Here is a 15,223-nt window from a genome sequence, read left to right as displayed (position 1 = left end):
AGGACGCGTCTCTAAAGACGTGGGGATTGTTCGCTACGGCTATCGCAGCGCGGTGTTCTTTCTGCTCGCCGCCAACGTCACCGCATAACCGATCAATGCCGCGAACACCGACCCGGTGAGAATGCCCATCCGGTCCATCCCGGCGTATTCACTGGCGCCCGGCACGAAGGCGAGGGAGCCGACAAACAGGCTCATGGTGAAGCCGATCCCGCAGAGGATCGCCACGCCCAGCACCTGGCCCCAATTGGCGTCTTGGGGCAGGGCGGCGATGCCGGTTTTGACGGCGAGCCAGGTCAGGCCGAACACGCCGATGGTCTTGCCCAGCAGCAGGCCCACGGCGATGCCCATCGGCACGTGGTGGGTGAAGCTTTCGGCGGTCACGCCGGTCAGCGACAGGCCGGCATTGGCGAAGGCGAACAGCGGCAGGATGCCGTAGGCGACCCACGGGTGCAGCGCGTGTTCGAGGGTCAGCAGTGGCGAAGGCTCGGCATTCCTGGTGCGCAGCGGAATGCAGAAAGCCAGGGTTACGCCGGCCAGCGTCGCGTGGACACCGCTCTTGAGCACGCAGACCCAGAGGATCAGACCGATGATCATGTACGGCCCGAGCTTGACCACCCCGAGCCGGTTCATCGCCACCAGCGCCGCAATGCACGCCGCCGCGAGACCCAGCGACAGGGTCGACAGCTCACCGGAATAGAAGATCGCAATGATCACGATGGCACCGAGGTCATCGATGATCGCCAGGGTCATCAGGAACAGCTTCAGCGACACCGGCACGCGCTTGCCGAGCAAGGCCAGCACGCCGAGGGCGAAGGCAATGTCGGTGGCGGTCGGAATGGCCCAGCCGTCGAGGGCGGCCGGATTGTCGCGGTTGAGGAACCAATAGATCAGCGCCGGCACCAGCATGCCGCCGATGGCCGCCGCGCCGGGCAGGACGATCTGCGAAGGTTTCGACAGCTGGCCGTCGAGCACTTCGCGCTTCACTTCCAGGCCGATCAGCAGGAAGAACAGCGCCATCAGGCCATCGTTGATCCACAGCAGCAGGGGCTTGGCGATCTTCAGTGCGCCGATCTGCGCCACCACCGGGGTGTCGAGCAGGCCGGTGTACAACCACGACAGTGGCGAGTTGTTGATGATTAGAGCCAGGATGGCCGCGGCGATCAGTAACAGACCGCTGGCAGCTTCCAACTGAAAGAAACGTGTGAAAGTGCTACGCAGAGGCAAGGTCGCTCTCCATCGATAAAGTCAAAAGGTGGCACACCCTAACCCGTACCGTTAGTTGTTAAAACAAAAGTTATATTCTTTTTTGTTATATGTGGTTACAGGACGCCAGGCCGACGTGCACCAGAGCCTAGCAGTTGCCCAAGGGATTGAAGCTCAGCTGTATCTGTCAGTGCTGTAGGTTTTTTCCTAAGCTTGGGGGCTGAGCCTGTGAAGGCACTTCTGCCCGATTCAACGAGAACGACAGCCATGAGCGACAACCGACAGTGGGCCCGCGAAGCCATCCGGATCATCGAAGCGGACTTCCAGCGCAGCGCCGACACGCACCTGATCCCCTTGCCGTTGCCAGGGTTTCCGGGCATCGAGTTGTACTTCAAGGACGAGTCCAGCCACCCGACCGGCAGCCTCAAGCATCGGCTCGCCCGTTCGCTGTTTCTCTACGCCTTGTGTAACGGCTGGCTGAAGCCCGGCGCGCCGGTGATCGAGGCGTCCAGCGGTTCGACGGCGATTTCCGAAGCGTATTTTGCGCGGATGCTCGGGCTGCCGTTCATTGCGGTGATGCCGGCGACCACGTCCAGGGAAAAGATCGCGCAGATTGCGTTCTACGGTGGCCAGAGTCATCTGGTGAAAGACCCGACGCAGATCTACGCCGAGTCCGAACGCCTGGCCCGCGAGCACGACGGTCACTTCATCGACCAGTTCACCTACGCCGAACGCGCCACTGACTGGCGGGCGAACAACAATATCGCCGAGTCGATCTTCCAGCAGATGCGCTACGAGCAGCACCCGTGCCCCACCTGGTTGATTTCCAGCCCCGGCACCGGCGGCACCACCGCGACCCTTGGCCGTTACGTGCGTTATCGCCAGCACTGCACCCGCGTGCTGTGCGCCGATGCCGAGCGTTCGGTGTTCTTCGACTTCTACCAGACTGGCGACGCGAGTTTGCGTCTGGACCACGGTTCACGCATCGAAGGGATCGGCCGGCCGCGGGTAGAAGCGTCGTTCCTGCCGAAGGTCATCGATGCGATGGTCAAGGTGCCGGACGCCTTGTCGCTGGCGGCCATGCATTACCTGGCGCAGCGTCTGGGCCGGCATGTGGGCGGGTCGAGCGGCACCAACCTGATCGGCGCGCTGATGGCGGCGCAGCAGATGAAAGCGGCGGGGGAGTCGGGCTCGATCGTGGCGATCCTGTGCGATGGCGGCGAGCGTTACGCGGACACCTATTACGATCCAGCGTGGCTCAAGGCGCAGGGCTATGAGCTGGATGGATTGATAGCGGCCGTGGCGGCGAGTGCCGAGCAGGGTGAGGCGCTGCCGGCCTCGGTTCTGCGGGCCAATATCTGACGCCGAAAACGACTGTGGAAGCGAGCTTGCTCCGGGCGGCGATCCGACGAAAGGATCGTCACATTCAACATCATCGTTGACTGAGATACCGCTATCGCGAGCAAGCTCGCTCCCACAGGGTTTGTGTCACTTCAAAGCTTGTTTATCAGGCCTCGAGGCCCAGAATGTCACGCGCCACCGCTTCAGCAATCCGAATCCCGTCAACACCCGCCGACAGAATCCCGCCCGCATAACCCGCGCCTTCACCGGCCGGGAACAGACCTTTGACGTTCATGCTCTGCAGCGCCTCGTTACGCGTGATGCGTAGCGGCGACGAGGTGCGGGTCTCGATCCCGGTCAGCACCGCATCGTGCAGCGAATAACCGCGAATCTGCTTCTCGAATGCCGGCAATGCTTCACGAATGGCTTCGATGGCAAATTCCGGCAGCGCCAGGGCCAGATCGCCCAGAGCGACGCCCGGTTTGTATGACGGCTCGACTTCGCCCAACTCGGTCGAAGGAATGCCATTGATGAAGTCGCCGACCAATTGTGCCGGCGCCTTGTAGTCGCTGCCGCCGAGGATGAAGGCGTGAGACTCCAGACGTTCCTGCAACTCGATCCCGGCCAGCGGGCCACCCGGATAATCGACTTCCGGGGTGATGCCGACGACGATGCCGGAGTTGGCGTTACGCTCGTTACGCGAGTACTGGCTCATGCCGTTGGTGACTACGCGGTTCGGCTCGGAAGTCGCCGCCACCACTGTGCCGCCCGGGCACATGCAGAAGCTGTAGACCGAACGGCCGTTCTTGGCGTGGTGCACCAGTTTGTAGTCGGCGGCTCCCAGCTTGGGGTGGCCGGCGTACTTGCCCAGGCGCGCGCGGTCGATCAGCGATTGCGGGTGCTCGATGCGGAAACCCACCGAGAACGGCTTGGCTTCCATGAACACGCCACGGCTGTGGAGCATGCGGAAGGTGTCGCGGGCACTGTGGCCCAGCGCCAGGATCACGTGTTTCGAATGCAGGGTTTCGCCGCTGGCCAGCTCGACGCCGACCAGTTGGCCGTCCTCGATCAGCACGTCGGTGACACGCTCCTGGAAGCGTACTTCACCGCCCAGAGCGCGGATTTCTTCACGCATGGTCTCGACCATGCCGGTCAGACGGAACGTACCGATATGCGGCTTGCTGACGTAGAGGATTTCTTCCGGCGCGCCGGCCTTCACAAACTCGTGCAGGACTTTACGGCCGAGGAATTTCGGATCCTTGATCTGGCTGTACAGCTTGCCGTCGGAGAACGTGCCCGCGCCGCCTTCGCCGAACTGCACGTTGGACTCGGGGTTGAGCACGCTTTTGCGCCACAGGCCCCAGGTGTCCTTGGTGCGCTGGCGCACTTCGGTGCCGCGTTCGAGGATGATCGGCTTGAAGCCCATCTGCGCCAGCAACAGGCCGGCGAAGATCCCGCACGGACCGAAACCGACCACGATCGGGCGCTGGCTCAGGTCGCTGGGCGCCTGACCGACGAATTTGTAGCTGACATCCGGCGCCACGTTGACGTTACGGTCGTCGGCGAACTTGCCCAGCACCTTGGCCTCGTCGCGCACTTCGAGGTCGATGGTGTAGATGAAGCACAGTTCGGAGGACTTTTTGCGCGCATCGTAGCTGCGCTTGAACAAGGTGAAGTCGAGCAGGTCATCGCTGGCAATGCCCAGGCGTTGCACGATGGCAGCGCGCAGGTCTTCGTCGGGATGGTCGATCGGCAGCTTGAGTTCGGTGATTCGTAACATGACAGGATCCGGTTCGCGGGGCGCACAACTGCGCCAGGGCGTTTGAAGGCGGCGATTATAAGCCGCAACGGCCGGATCCCGTGAGGGTAAAACGATCAGTCGTTACGCGAACCGCCGAAATACCCGCAACCACGCTGCACCTTGCCGTCGATACGCAGCTCGGCGCTCATGTGCTGCACACTGCCGGTGCTGCTATCGACGCAGCGCTGCGGCGCCACCCACAGTTCGATGCGCTGGTTGTTGGCTTCGCTGCTGAGGTTGAATCGGCCGTCGCCCAATTGCTCTTCAACGTAAGGCACGGCGAGCGGTGGCTGGCCTTCGCGGTCGATGACCAGGCCTTTGCCGCTGACTTTTACGTTCCATTCCGGGCCATGGCCGGCGGCGCGCAGGATCAGCTGTTTGAAGTTGGGGTCGTCGCAGGCGGTGCCGGAGCGTTCGACGCGATAGAGCTGGGTCAGGTCGAGGCGGTCGCCGGCGATCTTCCCGCGCACGTCGGCGAACAGCTTGCCCTGCTCATCGGCCAGGGTGGCGGCCTCTTGCAGGATGCTGGTGCCGCCGATGTCATTGACCACGTACCGGCGTTGCTCGCCGCAGGCCTGGAACACCAGTTTGCCGTCGGCAGCGGTCAGTTGCCCCTGCATCCGCGTCTGGCCAACATGGGAGGCGCTTTCCCGCGCGCCATCGAACAACTGGCACGCGGCAAACAACGGGAGCAGGGCAACAACGATCAGGGAACGGGCAACACGCATCTTCGGCTCTCCAGACAAGTGCCGCCACGTTACGCAGGCTGACGGTTCATCACAAGGGTTTAGCCCACGTGAAATGTCTGACCTGTCTGCAAGCCTTCGACACTTTTGGCGTAGGCCAATGCTACATCCGCCGCAGGAACTGGCTTGTAGCCACGGAAGTACGGGGCGTAGCTGCCCATGGCTTCGACCAGCACGGTCGGACTGATCGAGTTCACCCGCAGGCCGCGCGGCAGCTCGATGGCAGCGGCACGGACGAAGCTGTCCAGCGCGCCGTTGACCAGTGCAGCCGACGCGCCGCTGCGGATCGGATCGTGACTGAGTACGCCGGTGGTGAAGGTGAACGAGGCGCCGTCGTTGGCGAATTCGCGGCCGATCAGCAGCAGATTGACCTGGCCCATCAACTTGTCTTTCAGGCCGAGGGCGAAGCTGTCTTCGGTCATTTCACCCAGTGGGGCGAAGGTCACGTTGCCAGCGGCGCAGACCAGTGCGTCGAACTTGCCGGTCTGTTCGAACAATTTGCGAATCGATGCGCTGTTGCTGATATCCACCTGGAAATCGCCGCTGTTGCGGCCTATACGAATGACTTCATGACGCTGCGACAGCTCTTTGTCCACAGCCGAACCGATGGTGCCGCCCGCGCCGATCAACAAAATTTTCATCGTGATTGCCTCAAGTGATTGAACGAGGTTTCAGTCTAGAGTGGTTTTTTCTGCAGATAAGCGCACTAATGGGCAACTTTTGGTTTTCAAATGGAAACAATCCATGAGCGAGATGGATGATCTGGCGGCGTTCGCGGTGTTGATCGAGGCCGGCAGCTTTACGCTGGCGGCGCAGCAATTGGGGTGCAGCAAGGGGCAATTGTCCAAGCGCATCAGTCAGCTGGAGGCACGGTTTTCCGTGGTGTTGCTGCAACGCACCACGCGTCGGCTGAGCCTGACGGCGGCCGGTGCGGCGTTGTTGCCACAGGCACAGGCGCTTGTAGTCCAGGTTGAGCGAGCGCGTCAGGCATTGGCGCGATTGAAGGACGACATGGCTGGCCCGGTGCGTATGACGGTCCCGGTGTCGCTGGGAGAAACGTTCTTCGACGGTCTGCTGTTGGACTTCTCGCAGAAATACCCCGAAGTGCAGATCGAACTGGAGCTGAACAACAGCTACCGCGACCTGTCCCGCGACGGCTTCGATCTGGCGATTCGCACCGAGGTCGCCAATGACGAGCGACTGGTGGCCAGGCCGCTGCTGGCCTGGCAGGAAATGACCTGCGCCAGCCCCGCCTATCTGGAACGTTTTGGTGAACCACTGACGCCGCAGGCACTGGCCGAGCACCGTTGTCTGCTCAACAGTCACTACAGCGGTCGCGAGGAATGGTTGTATCACCAGCAGCACGAACTGCTGCGGGTGCGGGTGTCGGGACCGTTCGCCAGCAATCACTACAACCTGTTGAAGAAAGCCGCACTGGCCGGCGCCGGGATCGCTCGCCTGCCGTCCTATCTGTTGCAGGCGGAATTGGCTGACGGCCGATTGCGCTGGCTCCTTCGCGATTTTCAGACCCGTCGCATGCCGATGTACCTGGTGCACCCTTATCAGGGGGGATTACCGAAACGTACTCAGGTGCTGGCGGATTACCTGATCGGCTGGTTCAAACTCAGCGGCGAAGCGCTGGACCGGTTGTAGTGCCTGGCGATCAAGTGATCGATCGACACTTTGCCCGGCCCGGTGGCCATCAGGTACAGCAGAACCGCTGCCCAGGTGCCGTGAGTCGGGTAGGCGTCGGGGTAGACGAATAGCTCGATGACCAAAGTCATGCCCAGCAAGGCCAGTGCTGAAAACCGTGTGGCGAAGCCGATCAGGATCAGCATCGGGAAGAAGTGCTCGGCAAACGCCGCCATGTGCGCGGCGATGTCCGGCGACAGCAGCGGCACGTGGTATTCGCTCTGGAACAGCGGAATCGTCGAGTCCGCCAGATGCGGCCAGCCAATCTGGAATGTTCCGTCGATCAGGTCGACGGCCAGGCCTTCGACCTTGGTCTGCCCGGACTTCCAGAACACCGCCGCGATGGAAAATCGCGCGATGAAGGCGATCAGGCTGTGAGGGATTTTTTCCAGCAGCGCGATGGCGCGGGCAACGAGACTGTTCATGACGACACCTTTGGGTGCAAATGAGTAATGACTTGGCGACTGATCAGCAGGGCGAGGGTCTGGCTGAGGTCGAAGGCCTCGGCGGATTCCAGTGCCTGAGTCAGCGATTGGCCGGCCTTGAGCTGGCGAATAAATTGGCTGGCGCCGCGATCCACGGCGAACACCTCGACTTCCAGTCCGTTGCGCAGAATCAACGCGTGTTGGGCGTGATGCAGATCGATCCCGGCCAGCGTCGCGTCGTGCTGATGCGCGGCCCAGATGTCCACTACGGCGAAGCTTGAATCGAGCAGATGCAGCGAAGGGTGCAGGCCGATGCGCAGTTCATTCAGCGCATCGGCATCTGCAAACACGGCGGCGATCCGCTCCTGACTCAGAGGCAAAGCATCGGCCGCGTGATAAGCCAGCGTGCGCAAGCGTTCCAGTCGCGCGACATCGGCCAGATAGGGGACGCTCTTGGCTGGTTCGAAGCCGCTGATGAAGTCCGCCAGCTCATTGCCGAAGTCGCACATCAACGGACTGTGTGGCGGATGGCTTTGCACGAAAACCCCGGCCATGGCCCGGAAGAATTCGTACCCCACCAACTGCATCACCACGGGATAACTGTCGGCCAATCCATTGATCAACGAACCCTGCACGTTGTTGCGGTACACCGCGAAACGGCTGGCCGGATAGGCACCGTTGGCGCTGCACAAACCGTCGGGGCAGGGCAGGTCGATATCGAGCAGCGCGGCGCTGAATGCGGCTTGAGCGCTCACGGCCGACCTCCTGCGCACAGCAACAACTCATCAGCCTGCTGCGCTTCCGCCAACAACACGTTGAAGGCCGGCACTTGATTGTCCCGTTCGATCAACGTCGCCACCGGGCCGACGCGTTCCAGCGCTTGTCGGTACAACGACCAGACTGCTTGATCGATTGGCGCGCCGTGATCGTCGATGAGCAAGCGATCACCGAGGCTGTCGGAATCTTCGGCAAACCCGGCCAGATGAATTTCGCCCACCGCGTGCAGCGGCAGTGCGTCGAGATAGGCCAAGGGATCACGTTGATGGTTGATGCACGAGACGTAGACGTTGTTCACGTCCAGTAACAGGCCGCAGCCACTGCGCCGGACGACTTCACGGATGAAATCCGCTTCGTCGATGGTCGAGCGCTCGAACGCCAGATAGGTTGCCGGGTTTTCCAGGAGCATCGGTCGTTTGAGGGTGTTCTGCACCTGATCGATGTGTTCGCAGATGCGGTTCAGCGTCGGCGTGTCGTAAGCCAGGGGCAGCAGGTCATTGAGGAACACCGGGCCGTGGCTCGACCAGGCCAGGTGTTCGGAAAATGAGTGGGGTTGATAGCGCTCGATCAGCGCCTCCAGGCGTTTGAGGTGCTGAACATCCAGCGGACCTTCGGCCCCGATGGACAGCCCGACGCCGTGCAGCGACAGCGGATAGGTTTCGCGAATCAGCCCCAGAAAATGATGAAACGGACCGCCGGCCACCATGTAGTTTTCGGCATGGACTTCAAAGAAACCGACGTCCGGACGCGAATCGAGCACTTCGCTGAAGTGCTCGCTCTTGAGCCCCAGTCCGGCGCGGGGCGGGAGCCCGGTGAGGGCTGCCCGAGTGCGGCGCAAGGCATGGTCGCAGGATGTGATCATGATCGACACTCGGGCGGCTCCCGGATCAGGACTTGGCTTTGAACGCTTCGAGCTGACCGAAACCGGTCGGCGAGGTTTTGCTTTCAGTGGTGGTGCAGGTGCCTTTCGGGACCAGTTTCCAGGCGTTGGCCTGATGATCCATTTTCGCGGTGCCGGCACAGGTGGTGCCCGCGCCTGCAGCGCAATCGTTCTTGCCTTTCATGGCCACGCCGAAGCATTTTTCCATGTTGTCGTCAGCGGCGTGGGCGGTGGAGACGGCAGCGATGCTCAGAGCAGAACCGAGGGCCAGAACCAGGGCGGTGGCAGACAGGGTGCGGGTGGTAGCAGTCATGATGTTTCTCCGGTTTGAACTTGGGTTTGAACAAGCGATTGCGCTTGCTTGCCCCACTAGAGAAACGACTCGGCGATGCGTTACAGCGATCGGTAAAAGTTTTTTGTCCGGCACAAAAAAACGGCCCGAAGGCCGTTTTCTGTTTGAAGCGATCGATCAACCGCCGAGGTACGCCTCGCGCACTTTCGGGTCGGTCAGCAGTGCTTCACCGGTGCCTTGCATGACCACCCGGCCGTTCTCCAGAACGTACGCACGGTCGGCGATTTTCAGCGCCTGGTTGGCGTTCTGCTCGACCAGGAACACCGTCACACCGTCCTTGCGCAGCTGTTCGATGATGTCGAAGATCTGCTGGATGATGATCGGTGCCAGGCCCAGCGACGGCTCGTCGAGCAGCAGCAGTTTCGGCTTGCTCATCAGCGCACGGCCGATGGCGAGCATTTGCTGTTCGCCGCCGGACATGGTGCCGCCGCGCTGGTTGAAGCGTTCTTTCAGGCGTGGGAAAAGGCCGAGAACCTTGTCCATCTGTTCCTGATAGTCGCCCTTGTCGGTGAAGAATCCGCCCATGGCGAGGTTTTCTTCGACGGTCAGACGGGCAAACACCCGACGGCCTTCCGGCACCACGGCGATGCTCTTGCGCATGATCTGCGACGAGTCCTGGCCGACCAGTTCCTCACCCATGTAGCGGATGCTGCCGCTGTGCGCCTGCGGCGAACCGCAGAGCGTCATCAGCAGCGTGGACTTGCCGGCACCGTTGGCGCCGATCAGGGTCACGATCTCGCCCTGACGGACTTCGACGTTGACGCTGTGCAGGGCCTGGATCTTGCCGTAGAAGGTGGAAACGTTTTCGAACTGCAGCATTTACGCTTCCCCCAGGTAGGCTTTGATCACTTCAGGATTGTCGCGGATCTGGTCCGGCGTGCCGTCGGCCAGGGGCGTGCCCTGGTTGATCACGACGATGTGGTCGGAAATGCTCATGACCAGTTTCATGTCGTGTTCGATCAGCAGCACGGTCACGTTGTGCTCTTCACGCAGCACGCTGATCAGCGCCTTGAGGTCTTCGGTTTCCTTCGGGTTCAGGCCGGCGGCCGGTTCGTCGAGCATGAGGATCCGCGGACGGGTCATCATGCAGCGGGCGATTTCCAGGCGACGTTGCTGACCATAAGCCAGCGTGCCGGCGGGGCGGTTGGCGAACTCTTTGAGGTTGACCTTTTCCAGCCAGTACTCGGCGAACTCCATGGCCTCGCGCTCGCTCTTGCGAAACGCCGGGGTCTTGAACAGGCCGGACAGGAAGTTGGTGTTCAGGTGACGGTGCTGGGCGATCAACAGGTTCTCGACCGCCGTCATGTCCTTGAACAACCGCACGTTCTGGAAGGTGCGCACCACGCCTTTGAGGGCGATCTTGTGGCCCGGCAGGCCGTGGATCGGCTCGCCGTCCAGCAGGATGCTGCCGCCCGATGGCTGGTAGAAACCGGTCAGGCAGTTGAACACGGTGGTCTTGCCCGCGCCGTTTGGCCCGATCAGTGCCACCACCTGTTTTTCCTTCACGGTCAGGGCCACACCGTTGACCGCCAGCAGGCCGCCGAAGCGCATGCTCAGATTTTCGACTTTCAGGATCTCGCGGCTCATTTGCGCAGCTCCATGTGAGGACGTTGCATGGGCAGCAGACCTTGAGGTCGCCAGATCATCATCAGCACCATCAGGGCGCCAAACATCAACATGCGGTACTCACTGAACTCACGCATCATTTCCGGCAGCAGGATCATCACCACGGCCGCGAGAATCACGCCCAGCTGCGAGCCCATGCCACCCAGCACCACAATCGCAAGGATGATTGCCGACTCGATGAAGGTGAACGATTCCGGCGTCACCAGGCCCTGACGGGCGGCGAAGAAGCTGCCGGCGAAACCGGCGAAGCTCGCGCCCAGGGTGAACGCCGAGAGCTTGATCACGGTCGGGTTGAGACCCAGCGCGCGGCAGGCGATTTCATCTTCACGCAGCGCTTCCCACGCACGGCCGATCGGCATGCGCAGCAGGCGGTTGATGATGAACAGCGCCGCCAGCGCCAGCAGCAGGGCAACCAGGTAGAGGAAGATCACCTTGTTGATCGAGTTGTATTCCAGGCCGAAATACTCGTGGAAGGTTTGCAGGCCTTCCGCAGCCTTGCGTTCGAAGGTCAGGCCGAAGAACGTCGGTTTCTCGATGTTGCTGATGCCGTTCGGGCCGCCGGTGATGTCGGTCAGGTTACGCAGGAACAGGCGGATGATTTCCCCGAAGCCCAGGGTCACGATCGCCAGATAGTCGCCGCGCAGACGCAACACGGGGAAGCCGAGCAGGAAGCCGAACGTCGCCGCCATCAAACCGGCGATCGGCAGGCAGATCCAGAAGCTCAGGCCGTAGTAGTGCGACAGCAGCGCGTAGCTGTAGGCGCCGACGGCGTAGAAGCCGACGTAACCCAGGTCGAGCAGACCGGCCAGACCGACCACGATGTTCAGACCGAGGCCGAGCATCACGTAGATCAGGATCAGCGTCGCGATGTCCACCGCGCCACGGGAACCGAAGAACGGCCACACCAGTGCACCGATGATCAGCGCGATGATGAAGTAGCGCTGGGTGGTCGGCAGGGTCAGGAAGTTGCTGGCCTTGGCCGGGATCAGCGGCATGCCCGGCGAAGAACGCCACGCCTTGCTGATCTGCTGGTTGAACAGCACTCGCAGGAACATCAGCACCGAGCAGATGGCGATGGTCGCCAGAATGGCCGGGCTGGTGTTGTGCACTTCCAGGTTGATGCCGACGATGGTCAGTTTCAGACCCAGTACCGGGTAGGCCACGGCCCAGACCAGCAAGGCGCTGAACAGCGCCTGTTTAAGATTCCTAGTCATACTTTCTCAACCTCCGGACGGCCCAGAATGCCGGTCGGACGGAACAACAGCACCAGAACCAACAAGCCGAAAGCCACGACGTCCTTGTACTGGTCGCCGAAGATATCGGCGCCAAAGGCTTCCGCCACCCCGAGCACCAGCCCGCCGAGCATGGCGCCGGGGATGCTGCCGATCCCGCCCAGTACCGCAGCGGTGAAGGCCTTGAGGCCGACGAGGAAACCGGCGTTCGGGTTGATCACGCCGTATTGCATGCTCAGCAGCACGGCCGCGACGGCCGCCAGCGCAGCACCGATGACGAAGGTCAGGGCGATGATGTTGTTGGTGTTGATGCCCAGCAGGTTGGCCATCTTGATGTCTTCGGCGCAGGCGCGGCAGGCGCGGCCCAGGCGAGAGCGGGAGATGAACAGCGTGAGGCCGAGCATGGCGATCAGGGTCACCACGAACACCACGATTTGCATGTAGGAAATCAGCACTTCATGTGCGCCACCCGGGCCGAAGGCGAAGTTGCCCGGAATCAGGTTGGGGATAGCTTTGTCCTTGGAGTCTTGCGCCAGCAGAACCGTGTTCTGCAGGAAGATCGACATACCGATCGCGGAAATCAGCGGGATCAGACGGTTGCTGCCGCGCAACGGGCGGTAGGCAATGCGTTCGATGCTGTAACCGTAGGAGCTGGTGACGACGATGCTGGCGATGAAAGCCACGGTCATCAAAAGCGGGACGCTTTCGAGTCCCATCATGGTCAGCCCGGCGATGGCGATGAACGCCACGTAGGAACCGATCATGTACACCTCGCCGTGGGCGAAGTTGATCATTCCAATGATGCCGTAGACCATCGTGTAGCCGATGGCGATCAGGGCATACATGCTGCCAACGTTCAAGCCGTTAACCAGCTGTTGGAAGAAGTGATAGATGTCAGGCATTACAGCGCTCCTAAAAACCTGATACGCATTTCACTGGTGGAGTCATTTTCCCGCCCGGTCCCGTGGATCTTTATCCACTTCGAATCCGGGTTTTGCCAGCGAACCGCTGATGACGGTTTTGAGATTTTCAGGTGGGGAGACTGGCGGATCACGCCAGCGCGGCCCAATACATTCGTAAAACAAAGCCCACGGCACGCCGTGGGCTTTATTGGCAGTCAGTCAGGCAGCGCCTTACTGAGGCGACACTTCGGTTTTAGGTTTGCCGTTGTGCCACTCGTAAACCACGAATTTGAAGTCCTTCAGGTCGCCTTTGTCGTCGAAGCTCAGGTCGCCGGTAGGTGTCTTGAAGGTGCCTTTGTGGATGGCTTCAGCGACTTTGGCAGCATCTTCGGACTTGGCAGCCTTGATACCTTCAGCAATCACTTCAACGGCCGAGTAGGACGGGAACACGAACGGACCACTCGGGTCTTCTTTCTTGGCCTTGAATGCATCGGCCAGGGCCACGTTGGCCGGATCCTGGTCGAAAGACTTCGGCAGGGTCACCAGCAGGCCTTCGGAGGCGTCCTTGGCGATCTGGGTGATCGAGTCGTTACCCACGCCTTCCGGACCCATGAACTTGGCCTTCAGGCCTTTTTCCTGGGCTTGACGCAGGATCAGGCCCAGCTCCGGGTGGTAGCCGCCGTAGTAGACGAAGTCGACGTTGGCTTGCTTGAGCTTGGCGATGATCGCGGAGAAGTCCTTGTCGCCGGCGTTGACGCCTTCGAACACGGCAACCTTGGTGCCTTTCTTCTCGAGGGTGGATTTGACGGCGGTGGCGATGCCTTCACCGTACTGCTGCTTGTCGTGCAGCACGCCGACGATTTTCGGCTTCACGTGATCGGCAATGTAGTTGCCGGCGGCAGGGCCCTGGGCGCTGTCCAGACCGATGGTGCGGAACACCATTTTGTAACCACGGTTGGTGATGTCCGGGCTGGTGGCAGCCGGGGTGATCATGATCACGCCTTCGTCTTCGTAGATGTCCGAAGCAGGCTGGGTGGAGCTGGAGCACAGGTGACCGACCACGAACTTGACGCCGTCGTTGACGACCTTGTTCGCGACCGCTACCGCTTGTTTAGGATCGCAAGCGTCATCGTATTCAACGGCTTCGAGCTTCTTGCCGTCGACGCCGCCTTTGGCGTTGATCTGTTCGATGGCCATTTTCGCGCCACTGAACTGCATGTCGCCGTACTGGGCTACTGGACCGGTTTTAGGGCCGGCGATACCGATCTTGATGGTGTCAGCTGCGAACGAATGGCTGGCAACCCCGGCCAGAACCATAGCGGCAAACAGTTTGGAAATCTGCTTAGTAGCCTTAGTCATAGTGCTCCACTCTTACTGTTGTATTTTTTTAGAGTCCTGACGCCGTAGCAGCAGAACCGGGACAGATATCTAGGCGATACCCTCCGGAAAAGCCCCCGGCAACTGTACCGGTACAGTGTAGAGCGCCGGTTGTTGGCCTGGGAAGCTGGCGCCAGGGGGCAAAACCTGAGGGTGTCGCTTAAATGAAAGAAAAAGACAGAATTGCGGCGGGACGTTCAGAGGGCTTATACCCCAATCATCAGCATTCCTTGGCGTTCCTGCTCTTTTCGTTCGGTACGGCCTTTTGCAACCGGGTTTTTCTGCCGGACCACCGACGTTATCATTCGCGCCGATTTCTTTCCGGACAGTCCCATGAATCAAGAACCTAGCACCCTCTATGCCAAGCTGCTTGGTGAAACCGCAACTATTACGTGGAAGGAGCTGGAGCCCTTCTTTGCCAAGGGTGACCTGTTATGGGTCAGCGCCGATCTGGATTTGATCGCCGTAGCTGAGGCAATGGCATCGAATCAGAGCGCGAAAGTGGCTGCCTGGCTGGGCGACGATAAGGTCGCCAAGCTCTCTGCGCCGCGGGCGCAAGACATTCTTGAGCGCGATCCCGAGTTGTGGTCGGTTGTGGTGCGACCGTGGATTCTGATCCAGGAAAGGGCGTCGCGCTGAGGCGATGCCTCTTTGTGGTGCGCGTCACTGCCGGGAAAAAGTGTGTAGCCGAGTAGCGTGATGGCACGTTGCCGTAGAGAAATGCCACAAGCGTGGGTGGCATAACGGTGACGTAAACGTAACGGGCACAGTTTGGTAAGCAGCCTAACGGCTGCTTAATTGTTTCGGGATGTTGGAAAGATCGGGTTTCGGGGTGTTTTCTCGGGCCTCTTCGCGAGCAAGCCCGCTCC

16 protein-coding genes are annotated in these 15,223 nt (G+C 60.9%); 3 read left to right on the top strand and 13 right to left on the bottom strand.

Annotation, left to right across the window (positions count from 1 at the left end; all coding sequences use genetic code 11):
- Positions 1 to 39 precede the first annotated feature (39 nt).
- A complete protein-coding gene (gene nhaA / locus CAF63_RS02510; protein ID WP_085683281.1) occupies positions 40 to 1,224 on the bottom strand; it encodes a Na+/H+ antiporter NhaA in 1,185 nt (394 codons plus the stop codon).
- 246 nt (positions 1,225 to 1,470) lie between these two features.
- Between nhaA and CAF63_RS02505 the strand changes: the two genes are divergently transcribed.
- On the top strand, positions 1,471 to 2,565 hold the full coding sequence (locus CAF63_RS02505; protein WP_085683280.1) for a PLP-dependent cysteine synthase family protein: 1,095 nt from the start codon (positions 1,471 to 1,473) through the stop codon (positions 2,563 to 2,565).
- Between the two features lie 145 nt (positions 2,566 to 2,710).
- On the opposite strand, the gene CAF63_RS02500 is transcribed toward CAF63_RS02505, so the two are convergent.
- From CAF63_RS02500 to CAF63_RS02490, 3 genes are all read right to left on the bottom strand, one after another.
- Positions 2,711 to 4,324, bottom strand: coding sequence for an NAD(P)/FAD-dependent oxidoreductase (locus CAF63_RS02500; protein WP_085683279.1), 1,614 nt, complete (start codon positions 4,322 to 4,324; stop codon positions 2,711 to 2,713).
- Between the two features lie 95 nt (positions 4,325 to 4,419).
- Positions 4,420 to 5,073 carry a COG3650 family protein gene (locus CAF63_RS02495; RefSeq protein WP_085683278.1) on the bottom strand — a complete coding sequence of 218 codons (654 nt, stop codon included), beginning with the start codon at positions 5,071 to 5,073 and terminating at the stop codon, positions 4,420 to 4,422.
- 59 nt (positions 5,074 to 5,132) lie between these two features.
- Positions 5,133 to 5,732, bottom strand: coding sequence for a short chain dehydrogenase (locus CAF63_RS02490; RefSeq protein WP_085683277.1), 600 nt, complete (start codon positions 5,730 to 5,732; stop codon positions 5,133 to 5,135).
- A gap of 103 nt (positions 5,733 to 5,835) precedes the next feature.
- Between CAF63_RS02490 and CAF63_RS02485 the strand changes: the two genes are divergently transcribed.
- Positions 5,836 to 6,744 carry a LysR family transcriptional regulator gene (locus CAF63_RS02485; RefSeq protein ID WP_085683276.1) on the top strand — a complete coding sequence of 303 codons (909 nt, stop codon included), beginning with the start codon at positions 5,836 to 5,838 and terminating at the stop codon, positions 6,742 to 6,744.
- Here the strand turns inward: CAF63_RS02485 and CAF63_RS02480 are convergent.
- From CAF63_RS02480 to CAF63_RS02435, 9 genes are all read right to left on the bottom strand, one after another.
- Positions 6,693 to 7,208, bottom strand: coding sequence for a DoxX family protein (locus CAF63_RS02480; RefSeq protein ID WP_085683275.1), 516 nt, complete (start codon positions 7,206 to 7,208; stop codon positions 6,693 to 6,695). The two genes, CAF63_RS02485 and CAF63_RS02480, sit on opposite strands and share 52 nt — an antisense overlap.
- Positions 7,205 to 7,963 (bottom strand): DUF2063 domain-containing protein, encoded by a 759-nt coding sequence (locus CAF63_RS02475; protein WP_085683274.1) that lies wholly within the window; start codon positions 7,961 to 7,963, stop codon positions 7,205 to 7,207. The genes CAF63_RS02480 and CAF63_RS02475 overlap by 4 nt, the downstream gene beginning before the upstream one ends.
- Positions 7,960 to 8,847 carry a DUF692 domain-containing protein gene (locus CAF63_RS02470; protein ID WP_085683357.1) on the bottom strand — a complete coding sequence of 296 codons (888 nt, stop codon included), beginning with the start codon at positions 8,845 to 8,847 and terminating at the stop codon, positions 7,960 to 7,962. Before CAF63_RS02470 ends, CAF63_RS02475 begins: the two co-directional genes overlap by 4 nt.
- A 25-nt stretch (positions 8,848 to 8,872) precedes the next feature.
- Entirely contained in the window at positions 8,873 to 9,178 is a 306-nt protein-coding gene (locus CAF63_RS02465) for a DUF2282 domain-containing protein (protein WP_011332799.1), read from the bottom strand.
- 156 nt (positions 9,179 to 9,334) lie between these two features.
- Positions 9,335 to 10,036 (bottom strand): ABC transporter ATP-binding protein, encoded by a 702-nt coding sequence (locus tag CAF63_RS02460; RefSeq protein WP_085683273.1) that lies wholly within the window; start codon positions 10,034 to 10,036, stop codon positions 9,335 to 9,337.
- Positions 10,037 to 10,804, bottom strand: a complete 768-nt coding sequence (gene livG / locus CAF63_RS02455; protein ID WP_085683272.1) for a high-affinity branched-chain amino acid ABC transporter ATP-binding protein LivG — start codon at positions 10,802 to 10,804, stop codon at positions 10,037 to 10,039.
- The gene (locus tag CAF63_RS02450) at positions 10,801 to 12,057 is read right to left on the bottom strand and encodes a high-affinity branched-chain amino acid ABC transporter permease LivM (RefSeq protein WP_064382945.1); all 1,257 of its coding nucleotides are present in this window, start codon (positions 12,055 to 12,057) and stop codon (positions 10,801 to 10,803) included. The genes livG and CAF63_RS02450 overlap by 4 nt, the downstream gene beginning before the upstream one ends.
- Positions 12,054 to 12,977: a high-affinity branched-chain amino acid ABC transporter permease LivH gene (livH, locus tag CAF63_RS02445; protein WP_007959165.1), complete on the bottom strand. Its 924-nt coding sequence runs from the start codon at positions 12,975 to 12,977 to the stop codon at positions 12,054 to 12,056. Before livH ends, CAF63_RS02450 begins: the two co-directional genes overlap by 4 nt.
- A gap of 231 nt (positions 12,978 to 13,208) precedes the next feature.
- On the bottom strand, positions 13,209 to 14,336 hold the full coding sequence (locus tag CAF63_RS02435) for a branched-chain amino acid ABC transporter substrate-binding protein (protein ID WP_039771394.1): 1,128 nt from the start codon (positions 14,334 to 14,336) through the stop codon (positions 13,209 to 13,211).
- Positions 14,337 to 14,687: 351 nt separating this feature from the next.
- On the opposite strand from CAF63_RS02435, the gene CAF63_RS02430 reads away from it, so the two are divergent.
- On the top strand, positions 14,688 to 14,993 hold the full coding sequence (locus CAF63_RS02430) for a DUF2288 domain-containing protein (RefSeq protein WP_085683271.1): 306 nt from the start codon (positions 14,688 to 14,690) through the stop codon (positions 14,991 to 14,993).
- Positions 14,994 to 15,223 lie beyond the last annotated feature (230 nt).

This window comes from Pseudomonas sp. B20(2017) (assembly GCF_002113125.1).
Taxonomy (GTDB): Bacteria; Pseudomonadota; Gammaproteobacteria; order Pseudomonadales; family Pseudomonadaceae; genus Aquipseudomonas.
The sequence above is the reverse complement of the archived record's forward strand: the minus strand, read 5'-3'. Positions and strand labels throughout refer to the sequence as shown.